The organism is Castellaniella sp. (assembly GCF_034674885.1).
Taxonomy (GTDB): domain Bacteria; phylum Pseudomonadota; class Gammaproteobacteria; order Burkholderiales; family Burkholderiaceae_B; genus Castellaniella.
In genome coordinates this window covers 71848-90179 of record NZ_JAUCDS010000001.1, presented here as the reverse complement: position 1 = coordinate 90179, position 18332 = coordinate 71848, and the positions used below count along the sequence as shown (strand labels likewise).

Below are 18332 nucleotides of genomic sequence, written 5' to 3'. Positions count from 1 at the left end.
GGCCCTCGGACAGTCTTAGGAGACAGGATGGAAAGCACGATTTCAGCGGTGCGTTCGGGCGTCGCGACATGTTCGACCTGCTTTCTGGGGCGGCTTGGGATCCTGGGGGCGGCGCTGCTGCTGGGCGCCATGCTGGCAGGGCTGCCGACGAGCAGCCGGGCAGCGGATGCGCCGTCTGCGGATCAGGCAGCGACTGCCGCCATATCCACTGCCGGTCGCCTGGACGATATGCCGCGCATGGCGATCATGTCCGCCTTCGCGCCGGAACTGGCCTTGCTGAATGATCGGTTGCGCCAGCCGCACCGAATCACGATCGATGGCGTGGATTTCACGACAGGCATGCTGGAAGGACAACCAGTCGTGCTGCTGCTGTCGGGCATCAGCATGGTCAATGCCGCCATGAATACCCAGCTGGTGTTCGACCGCTTCAACGTCACGCATCTGGTGTTCAGCGGCATCGCCGGCGGTGTCAACCCGGATCTGCAGATCGGCGACGTCAGCGTCCCGGAGCGCTGGGGGCAGTACCTGGAGGTCCTGATGATGCGGGAAACCGCGCCGGGCCGGTACCAGGCGCCGACATCGAAGACGCTGTCCGGATTCGCCCCCTACGGCATGATGCAGCCGCGCGACGTGCGTGTACGACAGGCCGGCTCCGAGCAGATCCAGGAGAAGTTCTGGTTCGACGTCGATCCGCAGATGCTGGCGGTGGCCCGCAGCATCCAGGGCGTGCCCTTGCGCGCGTGCGACCGGCAGGACCGTTGCGTGGCCGGCCGCCCCCGCATGGTGGTGGGCGGCAATGGCGTGTCGGGCCAGGCCTTCATGGACAATGCCGGGTTCCGCCGCTATGTCCGAGGCACTTTCCAGGCCAATGTGCTGGACATGGAAAGCGCTGCCTGCGCCCAGGTGGCCTGGCGCAGCAAGGTGCCCTTCATCGCCTTTCGCTCGCTCAGCGACCTGGCGGGCGGCGGGCCGGGTGAAAACGAAATGAATGCCTTTTTGCACATCGCAGCGGATAATTCGGCGCAGGTGCTGCTGGCCTTCCTGCGGGCCTGGCCGCGCTGATCGGGGGCGGAGACGCAATGATGACAGCAGCCCTGGACCTGCAAGCCGCATTCCGGCAATCCGCCGTAGCCTCGATTCTGTATGCGGCCTCGCAGCCCCCCCGGGATGTCGGCCTGGATGACCTCGAGGCTGCTGCCTCGGCGGCCGGTCTGCTGTGGGTCGGCCTGAAGGACCCAGAGCCTGAACTGATCCAGTCCGTTGGCGAACGACTGGGCCTGCCGGATCGCGCGATCGAGGAAATCATCTCGCCCCACAGGCGGCCCAAGGTCATTGAATACGACCGGTTGACGCTGGTGGTCGCCATCACCGTCGAAATCGCCCATGAACGCCCGAGCTTCGGCGACACCCAGATCCTGATCGGCCCCGGCTATCTGCTGACGATACGCCGTCACGCAGTCGGGTCGCACCAGGCCTTGCGCAGCCTGCTGGCCGAATCGCCTGAATTCCTGGAACGCGGCAGCGACTACGTGGCATCCGCCCTGTTGGACCTGATGGCGGACCGCTACGTCGAAACCCTGGATCACATGGAAGCCCGGGTCGAGGGCATCGAGCACCAGTTCCTGCTGCGTGGCTTTCGTGAAAAGGACATCCGCCACCTGTACCGTCTTCGCCGCGACTTGCTGCGCATGCAGACGAGCATCGCACCACTGGTGGAAATCTGCCGGCGCCTGGCGCGAGTCGATACCCGCAATATCGACCCGGACAGCCGGGGGTATTTCGGCGAAGTCGCGGATCGTATCCAGCGCGTGATCGAAGGGTTCGCCGGCTTGCGCGAGGCCCTGGTCTTCGCCTTCGAGGCCAGCATGATGATCAGCCAGATGCAGCAGACCGACATCACGCGCAAACTGGCCGCCTGGGCCGCCATCCTGGCTGTGCCCACGGCCGTGGCAGGCATCTACGGCATGAACTTCCACGACATGCCGGAACTCGGCTGGACCTATGGCTATCCCGCCATGCTGGCCGGGACTGCTGCCGTCTGCGGGCTGTTGTACTGGAAGTTCCGCAGGATCAAATGGCTGTGACGCCTTGGGCGCGCGCTGTGCCGGGTCTTGCTTGCGGCGTGCCATGACAGCGCAACGGCCTTGCGCCCGGGTGGCAAAATGATGCTGTTTGGGGCACACTGCTTTGCCATGACAAAAACTTGAACTTCTGGAGACACCCATGAATGCATTGGATCGCCGTGAATTCCTGAAACTGGCCGGGGCCGCCGGCCTGACCGGCGTGGCAGGGTCGCTGCCGGCCCTGGGTTGGGCACAGGGCGTGTCCGCCCAGGCCAAGGCCGAGGGCAAGGCTGTCTTCTACGCCAACATCACCTCGGTCGACAGCGTCATGAAGGCCTTTGATGCCTCCACCGGGCTTCAGGGCCAGTACACGCGGATCTCCAGTTCCAAGTTCATCCCGACGATCGTCACCGAGCACAATGCCGGCAAGCTGCTGGCCGACGTTGTCCAGGCACCGCGCCCCATGCTCAACCTGCTGGAAGAGCACGACGTGCTGGCGGCCTATCAGTCCCCCTCGGCCCAGGGTTATCCCGATTGGGCCGTGAAGGACCCGCGCATGACGCTGTTCGGGATCGAGTACGTCTCCTATCTGTTCAACACGCAGCACCTGAAAAAGGCCGATGCGCCGCAGCGCTACGAAGACCTTGCCGACCCCAAATGGAAAGGCAAGATCGTCATGGCCAACCCGGCCAATCACTCGTCCACCATTTCCTGGCTGATCGGCCTGAAGGAACAGGTCTTCAAGTCGGAATCCGACTGGATGGCCTACCTGAAGGGCCTGGCGGCCAACCAGCCCATGTTCGTGGCGTCTTTCGGTCCTACGCCGGCGCCCATCGAGAGCGGCGAGAAACTGATTGCGATCTCCATGCCGAAATACATCGTGACCAAGGCCCCGGCGCCGCTCGATTGGGGGCCGCGCAGCGGCCAGCCGCTGCTGGGTACGCCCCGGGCCATCGCCGTCACGCAAAAAGCCCCTCGGCCGGCGGCTGCGCGGGCCTTCATGGATTTCTGGCTGTCCAAGGACGCCATGGCGCTGCTGGCCAAACAGGTTGGCGAATACGTGCTGGCGCCGGGCGTGTTTCCGGACATCGAAGGCATCGACCAGGTCAAGGTCCTGCCGGTGCGTGATCTGCCCGACAGTGAAATCGAAAAATGGGGTCGCGAGTTCGGCAAGATCTTCGGCGCCCGGTAACGGCATGGACATCCATATCGAAGGGCTGGTCAAGACCTACCAGTCAGAGGGCCGGACTGTCCGCGCGCTGGATGGCATCGACCTGCACATTCCCGCCAACCAGATCTTCACGCTGCTGGGGCCCAGCGGCTGTGGCAAGACCACGCTGCTGCGTTGCATAGTCGGGCTGGAAACGCCGGATGACGGTGAAATCCGCATCGGCGACCAGGTCGTGTGGTCCGGCCGCAAGCGGATTGCCGTGCCCCCGGAAAAGCGCGGCCTGGGCATGGTGTTCCAGACCTACGCCATCTGGCCGCACATGAATGTGTTCGACAACGTGGCGTATCCCCTGCAGGTGCGCGGGGTGCGGCGCACCATCATCCGGGAAAAGGTCCACAGAGCGCTGCAGTTCGTGCAGCTCGAAGGTCTGGAGAACCGCGCCGCCACGCGCCTGTCCGGCGGCCAGCAGCAGCGCGTGGCTTTGGCGCGGGCGCTGGTGGCCGAGCCCAAGGTCATCCTGTTTGATGAGCCCCTGAGCAATCTGGATGCAAAACTGCGCGAGGAAACCCGCAAGCTCCTGCGCCGCTTCTTGACCGAACTGAAGATCACTGCGGTGTACGTGACTCACGACCGGGTCGAGGCCCTGGCGCTGTCCGATTCGATTGCGGTGCTCAATGGCGGTCACATCATCGAACGCGGCAACCCGCAGAAAATCTATTTCAATGCGGATCATCGTTTCGTGGCGGATTTCATCGGCCGGGCCAACCTGGTGGCAGCCACGATTCAGGACCAGGCGCCCGATGCCACGATCGTGCAGTCTCCTCTGGGGGTCTTGCGCTGCCAGAAGCGCGATTTCCCGGCCGGGACGCCTGTGACGCTGTGCATCCGGCCCGAATTTCTGCGCTTGTCCCGCCCCGATCCCCACGGGCGCGCAGACAGCTCCGGTTCGATGACGGATACGAAGTCCTCCAACGTCATCGAAGGCCGCCTGGAGACCCTGGATTTCGTGGGCGAAGTCTACGAGGCTGAAGTCCGTGTCGGGGATCAGCTGTTGCTGGCGCGGGTGGACCCCGGCGTGCCGGTAGCTGCAGGCGACGCAGTGCGCTTCATGCTGGCGCCGGAACATGGCCTGCTGGTCATGGAATAGGGGGGGGCCATGAGTCCCAAGCGCCCGGGCCTGACCTGGTCCCTGAACCTGATCGTCGGTTTTCTGACGCTGTGTCCCGTGCTGATGCTGTTGATGGGCAGCTTCTCGCAGGGGCTGACTGCCTTTGGGCAGTTCACGCTGGCCAAGTACGTGGCCGCCTATACCGACCCCTATCTGCTGGAGGTCCTGTTCAATACGGTGATCTTCGTGCTGGGGTCGACGGTGTTCGCAACCCTGCTGGCGCTGGTGCTGGCTTACCTGAATACCCGCACCAACATCCCCTGCAAATCGCTGTTCACGGTGTTGTCGATCGTTCCGATGATGATCCCGCACCTGCTGTTTTCCGTCAGCTGGGCGTTGTTGCTGAACCCGTCCAACGGCCTGCTGAACCTGGTGCTGCAGGATTTCCTGGGCCTGTCCGCCGCACCGTTCGATATCTATACCCTGGAAGGCATGATCCTGGTCGAGGGGCTGTTGAACATGCCCATTGCCTATCTGATCATCGCGCCAGCCATGGCGTCGTTCGACGGGGCGCTGGAAGAGGCCTCGCGCGTGGGCGGCGCCGGCGTCTGGCGCACGCTGTGGCGGGTGACCCTGCCCGTGCTGCGCCCCGCGATCCTGGCGGCCTTTGTCCTGGGGATCGTGCGCAGCCTGGCGTCGTATGCGGTGCCCAGGGTGCTGGGCATGCCAGGGCGGGTCGACGTGCTGGCCACGTACCTGTATGAAATGATTTCCACCGGCTTTGCTCCGGACTACGGCCAGGCGGCGGCCCTGGGCATGAGCGTGCTGTCGGTTTCCATAGGTCTCATCGTGCTGTACCGGGCGCTGACGGCTTCTGGCGACAGATTCGTCACGATCTCCGGACGTGGATACCGGCCATCGGTCATCGAACTCAAAAAGGCCCGCCTGCCGTTGTTTGCGTTGATCAGCCTGCTCAGCCTGCTGATGGTGGTGCTGCCCGTTGCCGTGCTGCTGTACACGTCGCTGGTGCCGTATTCCATGGTGCCCAGCGCCCAGGCCTTCGCGTCCATGAGCTGGAATCACTGGGCCGAGGTCCTGCAGGATCCGATCTCTTTGCTGGCCCTGCGCAACAGCCTGTTCCTGGCTGTCGTGGGGGCAACGCTGGGGGTGCTGCTGTCCCTGTTCATCGCCTACGTGATCGTCAAGATCCGCACCCGGGCGGCCGGCCTGCTGGAATCTCTCAGTTTCCTGTCGTTTTCGTTCCCGGGCATCGTGATCGGCATCGGCTTCATGTGGTTCTTCGTACAGACGCCCCTGTACGCCACCCTGACAGCCCTGCTGCTGGCCTATATCGCCACGTATCTGCCGTATGGCGTGCGCCCCCTGGCCAGCGCGTTCGTGCAGGTGCATGCCCACCTGGAAGAATCATCTCTGGTGTGCGGGGCCGGGCCATTGACAACGTTCCGGCGTGTCATTGTGCCGCTGGTGGTCCCGGGCATCGTGTCCGCCTGGATCCTGATGGCGACCATGTTCGTGCGCGAACTGACGGTGTCTGTCGTGCTGTCGCGCCCAGGCAGCGAGGTCCTGGCCGTGCAGATCCTGAATTTCGCCGACGACGGGCTGTGGGGCAAATTGTCCGCCCTGGGAATTGTGATGATCCTGATTTCCACCGGACTGGTCCTGCTGGCTGCCTATGCCGGCCGGCGCTTCAAGGGCATGCGGGCCGGATAGTACACTGGACCCCAGGGGCCTCGGATCCCCTGGTTTCAAGAACATGCTGCCCCGTCGTCGAATGAACAGGATCGTCTGGTTACTGGCTGCAGCGGCGCTGTCCTGCGGCGCCGGTCTTTCGGCTGCCCGCGCCCAGCAGGCCGCCCCGGACGCCCCGGGCCTGGTCGATCTGGCCCCCCAGCGCTATGCGGTGCCCGAGGTGACTCTGGATGCCCCTTCGCCCCTGGGGCCTGTGGATCCGGATCCACAGCCTGTCGAATCCCCCGCCGATGGCGACGCGGGCGGCTCCTATCAGTGGATTCCCTACGATGCCTTGTTTCTGGACCCGTATGGGGCCGATGCCAGCGGCATGGGCGGCTGGGGATGGGCCGGTGATGCCGCGCAGCCCTTGACGGCACGGGACCTGTTCGCCACGCCGGCATCCAGGGGGCTGGATAGCTGGTCCCGGGGCACGCAGCGCTGGCGCTATCTCAGTTCGTCCGGTTATGGGGTGACCCTGGGCCGCATCGACGCCCGTCTGCCGACCTGGGGGCAGGCCGCGCCGCTGGCCGGGGTGGGGGTGTATCGCCTGCGGCCGTCGGGCAGCCTGCCGTCGGGGGCATGGGATTATGCGGTCGCGGCCGGGGCGCTGGATGCGCCGAATGCGGGCTCGGCTGCCGACGGCGACCTGGCCTACGGGGCCATGGCCTTCGATGCTTCCGCCAAATATGCGCTCGATCGCCATGTCGCCCTGGTATCGCGGCTGCAACAGACGCAGGGCTTGTCGGTGCTGGGCGTGGGCGGCTCGTATTCGGCGGGAGACCTGGGCACCTGGCGCGCCGGCGTCTCCGATGCTCGCCAGCCCCAGGGGCAGGGCCTGCGCCGGCAGCTGGGCTACACATTGGGCCTGCGTCCGGGGCTGGATGTATCCTGGGCCAATGTGCGCCAGGAAATCGCCTATGCCGATCTGGCGTCTTACGGGCTGGATGCGGGCTGCGCCTGTATTCGCAACCAGTGGCAGCTGGATCTGGCCGCCGGCAGCTGGGGGTCGTTCAGCGGTTCCTTCGAACGGCGGGAACATCTGGAAGGCGCATCGGATCAGCCGCTGGACCAGCAACTGGGCCTGGCGCATGGTTTTCGCTACGGCCCCTACCTGAGGGTGCGTCTGGAAACCACTCGCAACCTGACGTCGGGTGACTACGGCTGGGGCGCGCGGTTTTCCCTGCCGCTGCCGTGAGCGGGGGCGCAGGTTTCAGCGCACCCGCACGCCTGCCTGCCAGCGGTACAGGCCGTAACCCAGCGCGCCGATGCCGGTCAGCGCGGCAGGGACCAGCAGGGCGTGTTCCCGCAGCCGCGCAAACAGCAGTGCGCCGGCGATGCTGCCGATGATGAAGTGCCCGACGACGATGCCGCACAGCCGCAGGCGCAGCGGATCGACCGGCATGCCGCGCAACAGATGGCCCAGGTACATGCCCAGGTCCGTGAAGATGCCGGTGACGTGGCTGGTGCGGATCACGGCGCCGCTGTAGGCGCTGACCATGCCGTTCTGCAGCCCCATGGCCATGGAGGCCAGATAGAATCCCGCCGGATGGGCGGCGTCCATGAAAGGGACCGCTGCGAACAGCAAGGCGGATTCCAGCAGCATGGCCAGGCCGTAGCGTCGCCCCAGTTGCAGCGTGCTTTGTCGCACGATCATGCCGCTGACGGCAGCGCCCAGCACGAAGGCGCAGATGGTCAGGGCCCAGTGCGCAGTCTGGAGCCAGTCGCCCTGGCTGATCGCCATCCCCAGCTGGGTCGTGTTGCCGGTCAGGTTGGTGATGGGTTCGTGCATGAAGCCCAGATAGCCGATGGCATTGACCAGGCCGGCGATCAGCGCCAGGATGCCAGTGCCGACCCAGGCCCAGCGGGGAAGTTGACGGAGAACAGGCATGCGTGTGTGGCAGTCAAAGGATCGCTTATTGTGGCACGGCACGGGCCGGGTGTAGGGCGGGAAAGTCGGCAGGTGGGATGCACGGCCCCGGGCGGGCTAAAATCGCGGTCTCGACACCGGGCGGAATGGCCATGACTGATTACGATGACATCATCCGCTTGCTGAATCAGCAAGGCTGGGCCATTGCCGATACGGCCGTCATGCCGGCCTGGCGCGACACACTGCTGGACCATGCCCGGCAGCTGTGGGATGCCGGCGAGTTTTCCGGTGGCGAGATTGGTCGCAGGGCCCAGGATGCCCGCCAGCCGGCCGTGCGCGGCGATGCCATCTGCTGGGTGCCACCCGGGTCGGTGCTGGCGCGACACCCGTTTTTTGAATGGATGGCGCAGTTGCGCCAGGTCCTGAACGACCGATTCGGCATGGGGCTGCGCAGCCAGGAATTCCATTTCGCCCGCTACGAGGACGGGGCCGGCTACAAGAAGCACATCGACCAGCATCGCGGCAGCGATCATCGCAAGATCTCGATCGTGCTGTATCTGAATCCGGACTGGAACAGTGCCGACGGCGGCGAGCTGTGCCTGTACGATCCCTACCATCCCGATCATGAGATCGGCCGCTTCGCGCCGCTGGGCGGACGGTTGGCGGTGTTCGTCAGCGGCGTCATGCCGCACGAAGTCCTGCCGGCCCGCGCGGTGCGCTGGAGCCTGACCGGCTGGCTGCGCACCGACGACATCGCTTGAATTGATCGAGACCTAAAGGTTTCTGGTCCGGTGCCGTCAATCACTCCGTCACCCTGCGGAGCAGTTTGCCTGCACCCGTCCCTGCAATCACCGATCCTTCCCCACCGTGAAACTGAGAACACGCATGATCCTGTGCATGGCGTTCGTGCTGGCCTGCTGCGTCATCGCACTGGGCCTGGCACTGGCCGGCATGCAAAGCGCCAAGAACCGCTTCATCACCTTTGTCGATATCGATCAGCAAGTCCTGCAGAACGCCACGACTCTGTATGCGCAAGGCTTGCAGATCGGCCAGGCGCTGCGCAACATCGTGCTGGACCCGAAAGATGGCAAGGCCGTCAAGAACCTGGATGACGCTGTCGCTCAGTTCGATGCGGTGCTGGACAGAAGCCGGAACCTGGGAGGCATTGACTCCGGCCTGATCGATACCTTGCAAGAGATTGCCGACGTGCAGGCCAAGCGGGTGCCTGTGCTGAAACAGACCGTCGATCTGGCGAAACAGGATCAGGCACAGGCTGCCGCCTATCTGCGGGATCACGATACGCCGGCCTGGCGCGCGATGCGGACCCCCTTGACGAAACTGATCAAGGACAAAACGGATGCCGTCGCACAGATCAAGGCCGAGGTCGTGTCGTTCACAGAGCGCATGTTCCTGGCGAGCCTGCTGGTGGCCGTGGCCGCCATCGTTCTGGGCGTCCTGATCGCGCTGTACCTGACGTGTTTCATCATGAGGCAATTGGGGGCCGAGCCGGCCTATACGGTCGAGGTCACGCGCCGCATCGCCGGCGGCGACCTGGCCACGGAGGTGGCCGCCGGGGGCAGCCGGCCAGGCAGCCTGGTACAGGCCATCAGCGCCATGCAGAGCAGCCTGTCGGCGGTCGTGATGCGGGTGCGGGCAGGGGCGGATGCCATTGCCGCCGCATCGCGCCAGATCTCTGCGGGCAACACGGATCTGTCGGCGCGTACCGAAGAGCAGGCGGCGTCTCTGCAGGAAACGGCGGCGTCCATGGAACAGTTGACGGCGACCGTCAAGCAGAACAGCGACAGCGCCCATCAGGCCAACCAGTTGGCGATCACCGCATCCGAGGTCGCCGCCCAGGGTGGGACGGTCGTCAAGCAGCTGGTGGACATGATGGATACCATCCACCAGTCTTCGCAACAGATCAACGAGATCATCGGCGTCATCGACGGCATCGCCTTCCAGACCAACATTCTGGCCTTGAACGCCGCCGTCGAGGCCGCCCGGGCCGGCGAGCAGGGCCGGGGATTCGCCGTGGTTGCCAGCGAGGTGCGCAGCCTGGCTCAGCGGTCGGCTACCGCCGCCAGAGAAATCAAGGATCTGATCGGCCATTCGGTCGAACAGGCCGGATCCGGTGCGCGCCTGGCCGGCAATGCGGGCGACACCATGCGCAACATCGTGACCAGCGTGCAGCGGGTGGCCGACATCGTGAATGAAATTTCCCTGGCCAGCGCTGAACAAACCTCGGGCATCGAGCAGGTGAATCTGGCGATCGGCCAGATGGACAGCGTGACGCAGCAGAATGCGTCGCTGGTCGAGGAAGCCGCCGCCGCGTCGGCCGCATTGCAGGAACAGGCGGCCGACCTGGCGCAGATCGTCTCGATGTTCCGCGTGGCGGGCAGCCTGTCCGGGCAGCCGCCCGCGCTTGGGATGCCGGCCGGACAGGTGGCGACGGGTCGTTTGCGGCTGGCGTAGGCCGCCTTCAAGCCTTCAGCCCGGTACGGTATTGCTGCGAGGTGCCAGACCGCGCCGCCCCAGCCATAGCAGGGCCAGGGCGGTCAACAGCAGGGCAGGCAACGCCCCGATGTTCAGCCAGGCCCAGCCGCTGGTGGCCGCTACCGCGCCGGATGTGAAGGATGTGACCGCCATGGTCATGAAGACCCAGAAGTTAATCGCGGCCTGGGCCCGGTCCTTTTCCTCGGGGCGATAGGCGCGCAGGGCCAGCGCCGTGCCGCCGATGAACAGGAAGTTCCAGCCGACCCCCAGCAGGGTCAGTGCGGCCGTGAATTCCGCCATGCCGGTGCCCGACAGGGCGACCGCGACGCAGACGACCATCAGCAGCACGCCCACGCCCATGACCTGCAGCACGCCGAAGCGGCGGATCAGGTGGCCGGTAAAAAAGCCGGGCGCGTACATGCCGATCACGTGCCATTGCAAGACGGTGGCGATGTGGCCGAATTCGAAGCGATAAACGTCCATGACCAGGGGGGTGGCGGCCATCAGCAGGTTCATCACGCCGTAGCCGATGGCCGTCCCCAGGGTAGCCACGAAAAACACGGGCTGGCGCATGATCTGGCCGATCGGCCGTCCTTTGGGGGCCTCATGCCCGCGATCCGGTGCGGGGGGAAAGGGGATCATGGCCATCAGGCCCATGGCCAGCACCGCCACGACGGCCAGGGCCAGGTAGGCGCCTACGAAGGGAACAGGCAGCACGGCTCGGGTCCAGTTGGCCAGGTTGGGGCCGATCGCGGCGCCCAGCAGTCCGCCGGCCAACACCAGGGAAACCGCCTTTTCGTGCCAGTCTGGCCGGGTGAGTTCGGTAGCGGCAAAGCGATACAGCTGGCCGTTGGCGTTGTAGTAGCCGGCCACCACCGTGGCGGTCACCAGCAGCCAGAACAGCTGATATTGTGCGGCCAGCGCAGCCAGCAGCGCAGAACCCAGCGCCACCAGCAGGCCGATCTGGAACGACCCACGCCGGCCCAGCCGACGCTGTGTGGCGGCCACCAGTGGCGCGGCCAGGGCGCCTCCCACCACATAGGCCATGATGGGCAGCGTCGCCATCCAGGCGTGCGGCGCCAGTTCCAGTCCCACGAGTCCGTTGATGGCGATGAAGGTGACGTTGTTGACGAGAAATAGCCCTTGGCAGACCGTCAGCAGCAGGAGATTGCGGTTCATGGGGTATCCGTTGGTGTGGTGTTCCTGCTGGCGGAAGGCAGTCCGGTCGGGGGCTTCAAGAGTTGGCGTCGCACGGCTGCGTCTGGCAGACATCTACCCAGGTGGCGCCCGTCAATTCGACCAGGCGCTGGGGCGAGATGCGTACGGCGCTGTCCAGGGACCCGGCAGCGGGCATGACGATGTCATAGTCCCGCAGTTGCACGTCGCAGTACACGGGCAGGGGCTGGACCAGGCCGAAAGGACAGACGCCGCCCACCGGATGGCCCGTCAGGGAGGCGACCTCGTCGGGAGGCAGCATCTTCGGGCGACCGCCCAGGGCGTGCCTGAGCTTCTTGTTATCGAGCCGGGTGTCGCCGCAGGCCACGACCAGGACGACTTCCTGGCCCACGCGCAGCGACAGCGTTTTGGCGATCTGGCCCGGAGCCACACCATGGGCCTGGGCCGCCAGGTCTACCGTTGCCGTGCTTTGACCCAGTTCCAGAATGTCGATGTCGGGGGCGTGTTGCGAGAAAAATTGGCGGACGGAGGCGATGGTCATCGGGGGGGGGGGCGGGATGCGGGGCAAGCCTGTAGTCTACAGGACAATGCCCTCGCACCGGCCCTGTCGCGCCTAGGCGGCCGCCAGCGCCTGGTCGACGTCGGCGATCAGGTCGTCGATGTGCTCGATGCCCACGCACAGGCGAACCAGATCGGCGCTGACGCCTGCCGTCTTAAGTTCGTCTTCCGTCAATTGGCGGTGGGTGGTGGTGGCCGGATGGCAGGCCAGGGTCTTGGCGTCGCCGATGTTCACCAGGCGCTTGACCAGCTGCAGCTGGTCCATGAATCGGGTGCAGGCCGCGATTCCGCCTTTGACGCCGAAACTGAACAGCGACGAGGGGATGCCTCCGTCGATGTATTTCTGTGCCAGGGCATAGTCCCGGTTGTCTTCCAGGCCGGCGAAGTTGACCCAGCCGACCTTGGGGTGTTGCTGCAGGTGGCGGGCCAGGGCCAGCGCGTTCTGGCAATGGCGTTCCATGCGCAGGCCCAGGGTTTCGATGCCCTGCAGGATCAGGAAGGCGTTGAAGGGCGAGATGGCCCCGCCGGTGTTGCGCAGAGCGACGGTGCGGGCCCGTCCGGCAAAGGGCACTGCGGCGAAGTCGTCCGCGTACACCACGCCGTGATAGGCGGGTTCCGGCTGGTTGAACTGCGGGAAGCGCGGATTGTCCTTCCAGGGGAAGCGCCCGGCGTCGATCAGAATGCCGCCGATGCTGTTGCCGTGGCCGCCCAGATACTTGGTCAGCGCGTGGATGACGATATCGGCGCCGTGTTCGATGGGGCGGCACAGGGCGGGCGTGGGCACGGTGTTGTCCACGGCCACGGGGATGCCCTTGGCATGGGCGATGTCGGCCAGCGCGGCGATGTCCACCACGTTGCCGGCCGGGTTGCCGACCGATTCGCAGTACACCAGACGGGTGCGGTCGTCGATCGCGCGGGCGAAGGCCTGCGGGTCGCGTCCGTCGACCAGGCGGGCTTCGATGCCCAGGTCCTTCAGCGTGTGGCGCAGGAATGTGTAGGTGCCGCCATAGACCTGGCTGGTCGCCACGATGTTGTCGCCCGCCTTGGCGACGGTCAGCACGCAGGCCGTGATGGCCGCCATGCCGGATGCGAACGCCAGGCCCGCAGCGCCGCCTTCCAGTTGAGCCACGCGGTTTTCCAGGACGTCCGTCGTGGGGTTCTGGATCCGGGTGTAGATATTGCCCGCCACCTTCAGGTCGAACAGGTCGGCGCCATGCTGGGTGTCGTCGAAGTAATAGCTGGTGGTCTGGTAGATCGGCACGGCGACGGAGTGCGTCTGGGGGTCGCCGGCAAAGCCGCCGTGGATGGCGATGGTATCGCGTTGCATGGTGTCTCCTGGTTCGGGGTTTCCAGGCATTTTGTCATGGTTTTCATTGCCTGGGGTTATAAGCAGATGATGGATGGTGTCGTCCTGATCCGGTCAGTGCAGTGTCCCGGAACCCGGGTCTTCGCCGTCCAACGGGTCGTCGGCGCTGTATTCGTCGATGCGCAGGCTGGGCTCGCCCTGGGCGCTTTCCCAACTGCGCAGGGGCACGCAGGTTTGCAGCCGGATGATGGCCTGCCGTATCAGGGCCGCGTGCAGTTCGTGGCCGACGCCCGAGGCGACGTCCAGGGTGGCATCGCCCTGCAGTTCCGCCAGGCGTGCATGGACCAGGCGGGCCTGTTCCACTGGTGCCACGCGGTCTCCTGCTCCGTGCAGCAGATGCAGGGTGGCGGTATGTGGCGCGGCGTCCGGCAGCGCGGCAAACCGTGTGGAAAACAGCAGGGCGCGGCCGGCCAGGCCGGGCACCGAGCACACGGCGTCCAGGGCCACGGCCGCGCCTTCCGAGAAGCCAGCCAGTGCGGTCTGCTCGCCGCTCAGGCCGTGTTGGTCCTGCCAGGCGGCGACTTCGCGGGCCAGGAACTTGCCTGCATCCGCGACCAGCCCGACGTAGGCGTGCGCGTCCGGGATGGCTTTTGCGATCCAGCGCCGATCAGCCTGTGCGCCGAATGGCCCGTAGGGCTGGATGATGACGGCTTGCGGAAATGCCTGGCGGATGGCCGCCACCAGGTCCAGTACCTGGCTGGGTTCGGCGGACTCGCCGTGCAGCACGACAAAGAGCTGGGCCGGCGCATCACCGGCCGGCATAATGCACAGCGGATCGGGACGTAGATCGGGGGTATCGGACATGGGGGACTCCGTTCAGTTGCGCCGCAGCAAAACGGCGCTGATGGCTACCACCACGCACACGGCGGCCAGGCCGTCCTGCCAGCTGGGCCATTCGCCGATCAGCATGCTGCTGAGTATGCCGACGATGGGAATCGCCGTGACGCTCATGGCGCTGGTCGAGGCGGGCAGCGCGCGCGCCATGGCGAACCAGATGACCTGGGCCGCACCGTAGTTCAGCAGCATCGACCACAGCAGCACACCCCACATGGTGGCGCTGATGGGGCCCTGGGGCGAGGGTTCCAGGAGGCTCGCCACCAATCCCAGCGCCAGGGAAGACAGCCCCAGCATCCAGATCACCAGGGTTTCGGGCGCCAGCGTGAGATTGGCGCGCCGCATCCAGACCGTGCCCAGGGCCCAGCAGAAGGCCGCGCCCTGCATCCAGGCGATGCCCACGGGGCTGCCGGCCAGCGTGCTGATCTCGTTCCACAACAGCAGGGCGATAGCGATCAATACGGCCGTGACGGCCAGGGCCAGGCGCGACGTGAAGCGTTCACCGTAGAACAGCACCGACAGCAGCACCGTGAACACGGGCATGGTGAAGCCCAGGATGGCGGCGCGGCCGGCCGGCAGGTGGTCGACCCCGATGATGGACAGGCCATGCCAGCCCATTACGTTGGGCAGGCCCAGCACGACGATGCTGCGCCATTGGCTCGCACCGCGCGGCAGCAGCGGCACGCCTTGTCGCCAGTAATAGACCAGCAGCACCAGCGCGCCGCCGGCCATGGTGATGGCTCGAAACCACAGCGGGCTCCATTCGCGCAGGCCAAGCTTCATCACGGGCCAGTTCAGGCCCCACATCAGCGTCAGCAGGGCAAGGCCGAGCAATTGGCGGGCGTTCAAGTCGGATACCGGAGTCAGGGAAGGCGGGTTGAAATCTTAGCACCCGGCGGGGGATCGCCCGGCCGGGCGGGTCATGTTTTGTTCAGCACTCCGCGCTGGATCTGGTCGCGTTCGATTGATTCAAACAGGGCCTTGAAGTTGCCCTCGCCGAAGCCGTCGTCGCCTTTGCGCTGGATGAATTCAAAGAAGACCGGGCCGAGCAGGGTTTCCGAGAAAATCTGCAGCAGCAGGCGCGGCTGGCCGTGACTGGTGTCGCCGTCCAGCAGGATGCCCCGGGCCTGCAGGTCAGGCACGGCCTGCCCATGGCCGGGCAGTCTTTCGTCGAGCATTTCGTAGTAGGCCGAAGGCGGCGCGCTCATGAGCGGTACGCCGGCGGATTTCAGCCCGTCGATCGTGGCCAGCAGGTCGTCGCTGAGCAGCGCGACGTGCTGGATGCCTTCGCCGTTGAATTTCATCAGGAATTCTTCGATCTGCCCGGCTCCCCGGGAGGATTCTTCGTTCAGGGGGATGCGGATCTTGCCGTCGGGCGCGGTCATGGCCTTGGACGTCAGGCCGGTATATTCGCCCGTGATGTCGAAATAGCGGATCTGGCGGAAATTGAACAGCTTTTCATAGAAGCCCGCCCAGAACTCCATCCGGCCCCGGTACACGTTATGGGTCAGATGGTCGACGATGCGCAAGCCGTGGCCGAATGGGTGGCGGTCCACGTCCGGCAGGAAGGCGAAATCGATGTCGTAGATGGACTCGCCGTCCTCGAAGCGATCGATCAGGTACAGCGGCGCGCCGCCGATGCCCTTGATGGCCGGCAGGCGCAGTTCCATGGGGCCGGTGGGAATGTCCACCGGCTGGGCGCCCAGGTCCAGCGCCCGCTGGTAGGCGTGGTGGGCGTCCCGCACACGGAATGCCAGCCCGCAGGCCGAAGGGCCGTGTTCGGCCGCGAAATAGGCGGCCGGGCTTTTGGGTTCGCGGTTGACGATGAAATTGATGTCGCCCTGCCGGTAAAGCAGGACGTTCTTGGAGCGGTGTCGCGCGACCAGGGTGAAGCCCAGTTTTTCGAACAGCGGCTCCAGCACGTCGGGGGTGGGCGAGGCGAATTCCACGAACTCGAAGCCCATGAGGCCCATCGGATTGTCGAACAAGTCAGTCATGCCGGTTCTCCTCTGAAATCGCCCCGCCCCGCAGCCCCTGCAGAACGTGAGTGGATGTGGCTTACTTCAGCCAGCGGTCTTTGGCGGCGCCCAGTACCCCTCGCTTGTCGAGCAGGTCCCAGTCGAATTGCATGACCCGCAGGTAGTCCGCATCATCCACCGGCAACATGAACCCCAGGTAGTTCGTGGGCGTCAGGGGGTGGTCGATGAAAATGGCGGCCAGTTTTGGATTGTCCTTGGCGTAGTGCAGGGCTTCGTAGGTTTCCGTGATCATGACGTCGCCCTTGCCGTCGGCGATCAAGGCCGGGATCTCGGCATTCTTGTCATGGGTGGAGACAGTGGCCTGCTTCAGGTTCGCCAGCACGAAAGCCTCGTTGGTCCCGCCCGGGTTCTTGATGACCCGAACGGATGATTTGTTCAGGTCGGCCAGGGTCTTGAATTTGGACTGGTCTTCCTTGCGCACCAGCGCGACTTTGCCAAAGGGCGCATAGCCCGGCAGCATCGCGATCTGGCCGATGCGCGCGGCGGTGCGCGTGATCCCGCCTACCGCGACGTCGAACTTGTCGGCCTGCAGGTCTTTCATCAGATTGGGCCAGCTGGTCTGGACGTATTCGACCTTGGCCCCGAGTTCCTTGGCCATGGCCTCGATCACGTCGATGTCATGGCCTTTGTACTGCCCGTCTGCCGTCCGGATGGCGAACGGCTGGTAATCGCCCGGCGTTCCCACACGGAGAACGTGGTTCTGCATGATGTGATCCAGCCGGGGGCCGGCCTGGGCGGATACGGACATCAAAAACGAAAGGCCTGCGGCGGCAAGCAGTGCGGGAATCTGCGGCATGGTGGTCTCCGTTGTTTATCGAGGGTGAAATCTCACTCTAGCATCTTGCCGAGTATCGCGGATCCGCCTGAACCCATACGCAGTACCGGACTTCCGGCCTGACGGCTGGCACCCCTGCAGGCTATTCCCCGCAAACCCGTCGCACCAGCTGCCGCAACCAGCGGTGTGCGGGTTCTGCGTCCAGGCGTGGGTGCCACATCTGCGAGATTGTGATGTTCTGATCCGGGAAGGGGAGTTCGAAGGTCTGGAATGCCGCGCCCCTCTTCTCCTGTGCTGCTGAGTGGGGCAGGTACGAGGCGGGCAGCAGCGCGATCAAGTCTGATGCCGTGGCGACCGCCAGTGCCGCCGGAAACCCGGGCACGACGCTGATCACCTGGCGGCTCAATCCCATTTTCGCCAGCGCGTCGTCGACCGGGCCGTGGGAAAGCCCTCGGCGCGAGGCGACCACGTGGCCGTATGAGACGTAGCGTTCCACTGTGATGGCGGGCGCAGACAGCAGCGGGTGGCCGGCCCGGACCACGCCGACGAAACGATCTCGAAACAGCGCCTGGAGGCGGATTTCCGGCCCCATGTCGCCGACCACGCCGATTTCCAGATCGACCATGCCTTCGCGAAGATATCGGGAATTCTTGTCGATCCTGGGTGTGAAGTGCAGGCAGACGCGTGGCGCCGAGACGGCGACGGCGGCAATCAGCTTCGGGCCGAATGCCTCGATGAACCCTTCGTTGGCGCGGATGGCGAATACGCGGTCCAGTGTGGCAACGTTCAGCTCGGACACGGCGGGTGACAGCAGGATCCGGGCTTCGAGCACTGCATTGCGCGTGCGTTCGCGAATGGCCTGGGCATGAGGCGTCAGGACCATATGGCGCCCGGCTCGCACGAGCAGCGGGTCGCCAGTGACCTCACGCAGCCGGCCCAGCGTCCGGCTCATGGCCGAGGTGCTCAGGCCTGTGCGGCGTGCGGCACCGGCCACACTGCCTTCGGCCAGCAGCACGTCGAGCGCCATCAAGAGATTGAAATCGGGTTCCGGCATCCGTGTGGACCTTGTTGTTGCCAGTACATCGCCGCAGGCGCGAGATATGGCGTTTCGTGCAATGTATAACTGCAAT

17 protein-coding genes are annotated in these 18332 nt (G+C 65.2%); 8 read left to right on the top strand and 9 right to left on the bottom strand.

Translation table 11 applies throughout. From position 1 onward, the window contains the following. The first annotated feature begins 27 nt into the window (after positions 1 to 27). The 6 genes from VDP74_RS00440 (at position 28) to VDP74_RS00415 (ending at position 7289) form a co-directional block, all read left to right on the top strand. Positions 28 to 1062 (top strand): 5'-methylthioadenosine/S-adenosylhomocysteine nucleosidase, encoded by a 1035-nt coding sequence (locus tag VDP74_RS00440; protein ID WP_416232903.1) that lies wholly within the window; start codon positions 28 to 30, stop codon positions 1060 to 1062. A 20-nt stretch (positions 1063 to 1082) separates the two neighbouring features. After that, positions 1083 to 2084: a magnesium and cobalt transport protein CorA gene (locus tag VDP74_RS00435; protein ID WP_416232911.1), complete on the top strand. Its 1002-nt coding sequence runs from the start codon at positions 1083 to 1085 to the stop codon at positions 2082 to 2084. Positions 2085 to 2223: 139 nt separating this feature from the next. Continuing rightward, complete coding sequence (locus VDP74_RS00430; RefSeq protein ID WP_322997634.1) at positions 2224 to 3255, top strand: ABC transporter substrate-binding protein; 1032 nt, start codon at positions 2224 to 2226, stop codon at positions 3253 to 3255. Positions 3256 to 3259: 4 nt separating this feature from the next. Then, a complete protein-coding gene (locus VDP74_RS00425) occupies positions 3260 to 4381 on the top strand; it encodes an ABC transporter ATP-binding protein (RefSeq protein ID WP_322997633.1) in 1122 nt (373 codons plus the stop codon). A gap of 9 nt (positions 4382 to 4390) precedes the next feature. Beyond that, the gene (locus VDP74_RS00420; RefSeq protein ID WP_322997632.1) at positions 4391 to 6073 is read left to right on the top strand and encodes an iron ABC transporter permease; all 1683 of its coding nucleotides are present in this window, start codon (positions 4391 to 4393) and stop codon (positions 6071 to 6073) included. 61 nt (positions 6074 to 6134) lie between these two features. Further along, positions 6135 to 7289, top strand: a complete 1155-nt coding sequence (locus tag VDP74_RS00415) for a hypothetical protein (RefSeq protein ID WP_322997631.1) — start codon at positions 6135 to 6137, stop codon at positions 7287 to 7289. 15 nt (positions 7290 to 7304) lie between these two features. Here VDP74_RS00415 and VDP74_RS00410 read toward each other — a convergent pair whose 3' ends face one another. Further along, positions 7305 to 7982 (bottom strand): YoaK family protein, encoded by a 678-nt coding sequence (locus tag VDP74_RS00410; RefSeq protein ID WP_322997630.1) that lies wholly within the window; start codon positions 7980 to 7982, stop codon positions 7305 to 7307. Positions 7983 to 8113: 131 nt separating this feature from the next. On the opposite strand from VDP74_RS00410, the gene VDP74_RS00405 reads away from it, so the two are divergent. Then, positions 8114 to 8722 carry a 2OG-Fe(II) oxygenase gene (locus tag VDP74_RS00405; protein WP_322997629.1) on the top strand — a complete coding sequence of 203 codons (609 nt, stop codon included), beginning with the start codon at positions 8114 to 8116 and terminating at the stop codon, positions 8720 to 8722. Positions 8723 to 8828: 106 nt separating this feature from the next. Next, positions 8829 to 10433 (top strand): methyl-accepting chemotaxis protein, encoded by a 1605-nt coding sequence (locus tag VDP74_RS00400; RefSeq protein ID WP_322997628.1) that lies wholly within the window; start codon positions 8829 to 8831, stop codon positions 10431 to 10433. A 15-nt stretch (positions 10434 to 10448) separates the two neighbouring features. Here VDP74_RS00400 and VDP74_RS00395 read toward each other — a convergent pair whose 3' ends face one another. The 8 genes from VDP74_RS00395 to VDP74_RS00360 form a co-directional block, all read right to left on the bottom strand. Continuing rightward, positions 10449 to 11633 carry an MFS transporter gene (locus VDP74_RS00395; RefSeq protein WP_322997627.1) on the bottom strand — a complete coding sequence of 395 codons (1185 nt, stop codon included), beginning with the start codon at positions 11631 to 11633 and terminating at the stop codon, positions 10449 to 10451. Between the two features lie 55 nt (positions 11634 to 11688). Then, the gene (locus VDP74_RS00390; RefSeq protein ID WP_322997626.1) at positions 11689 to 12171 is read right to left on the bottom strand and encodes a YbaK/EbsC family protein; all 483 of its coding nucleotides are present in this window, start codon (positions 12169 to 12171) and stop codon (positions 11689 to 11691) included. 72 nt (positions 12172 to 12243) lie between these two features. Beyond that, positions 12244 to 13515, bottom strand: a complete 1272-nt coding sequence (locus tag VDP74_RS00385; RefSeq protein ID WP_322997625.1) for an O-acetylhomoserine aminocarboxypropyltransferase/cysteine synthase family protein — start codon at positions 13513 to 13515, stop codon at positions 12244 to 12246. Positions 13516 to 13608: 93 nt separating this feature from the next. Beyond that, positions 13609 to 14358 carry an esterase gene (locus tag VDP74_RS00380; protein ID WP_322997624.1) on the bottom strand — a complete coding sequence of 250 codons (750 nt, stop codon included), beginning with the start codon at positions 14356 to 14358 and terminating at the stop codon, positions 13609 to 13611. Positions 14359 to 14370: 12 nt separating this feature from the next. After that, a complete protein-coding gene (locus VDP74_RS00375) occupies positions 14371 to 15237 on the bottom strand; it encodes a DMT family transporter (protein WP_322997623.1) in 867 nt (288 codons plus the stop codon). A gap of 71 nt (positions 15238 to 15308) precedes the next feature. Beyond that, a complete protein-coding gene (gene hppD, locus VDP74_RS00370) occupies positions 15309 to 16385 on the bottom strand; it encodes a 4-hydroxyphenylpyruvate dioxygenase (protein ID WP_322997622.1) in 1077 nt (358 codons plus the stop codon). 61 nt (positions 16386 to 16446) lie between these two features. Continuing rightward, positions 16447 to 17223 (bottom strand): transporter substrate-binding domain-containing protein, encoded by a 777-nt coding sequence (locus VDP74_RS00365; protein ID WP_322997621.1) that lies wholly within the window; start codon positions 17221 to 17223, stop codon positions 16447 to 16449. A gap of 121 nt (positions 17224 to 17344) precedes the next feature. Then, the gene (locus VDP74_RS00360) at positions 17345 to 18256 is read right to left on the bottom strand and encodes a LysR family transcriptional regulator (RefSeq protein ID WP_322997620.1); all 912 of its coding nucleotides are present in this window, start codon (positions 18254 to 18256) and stop codon (positions 17345 to 17347) included. Positions 18257 to 18332: the final 76 nt, after the last annotated feature.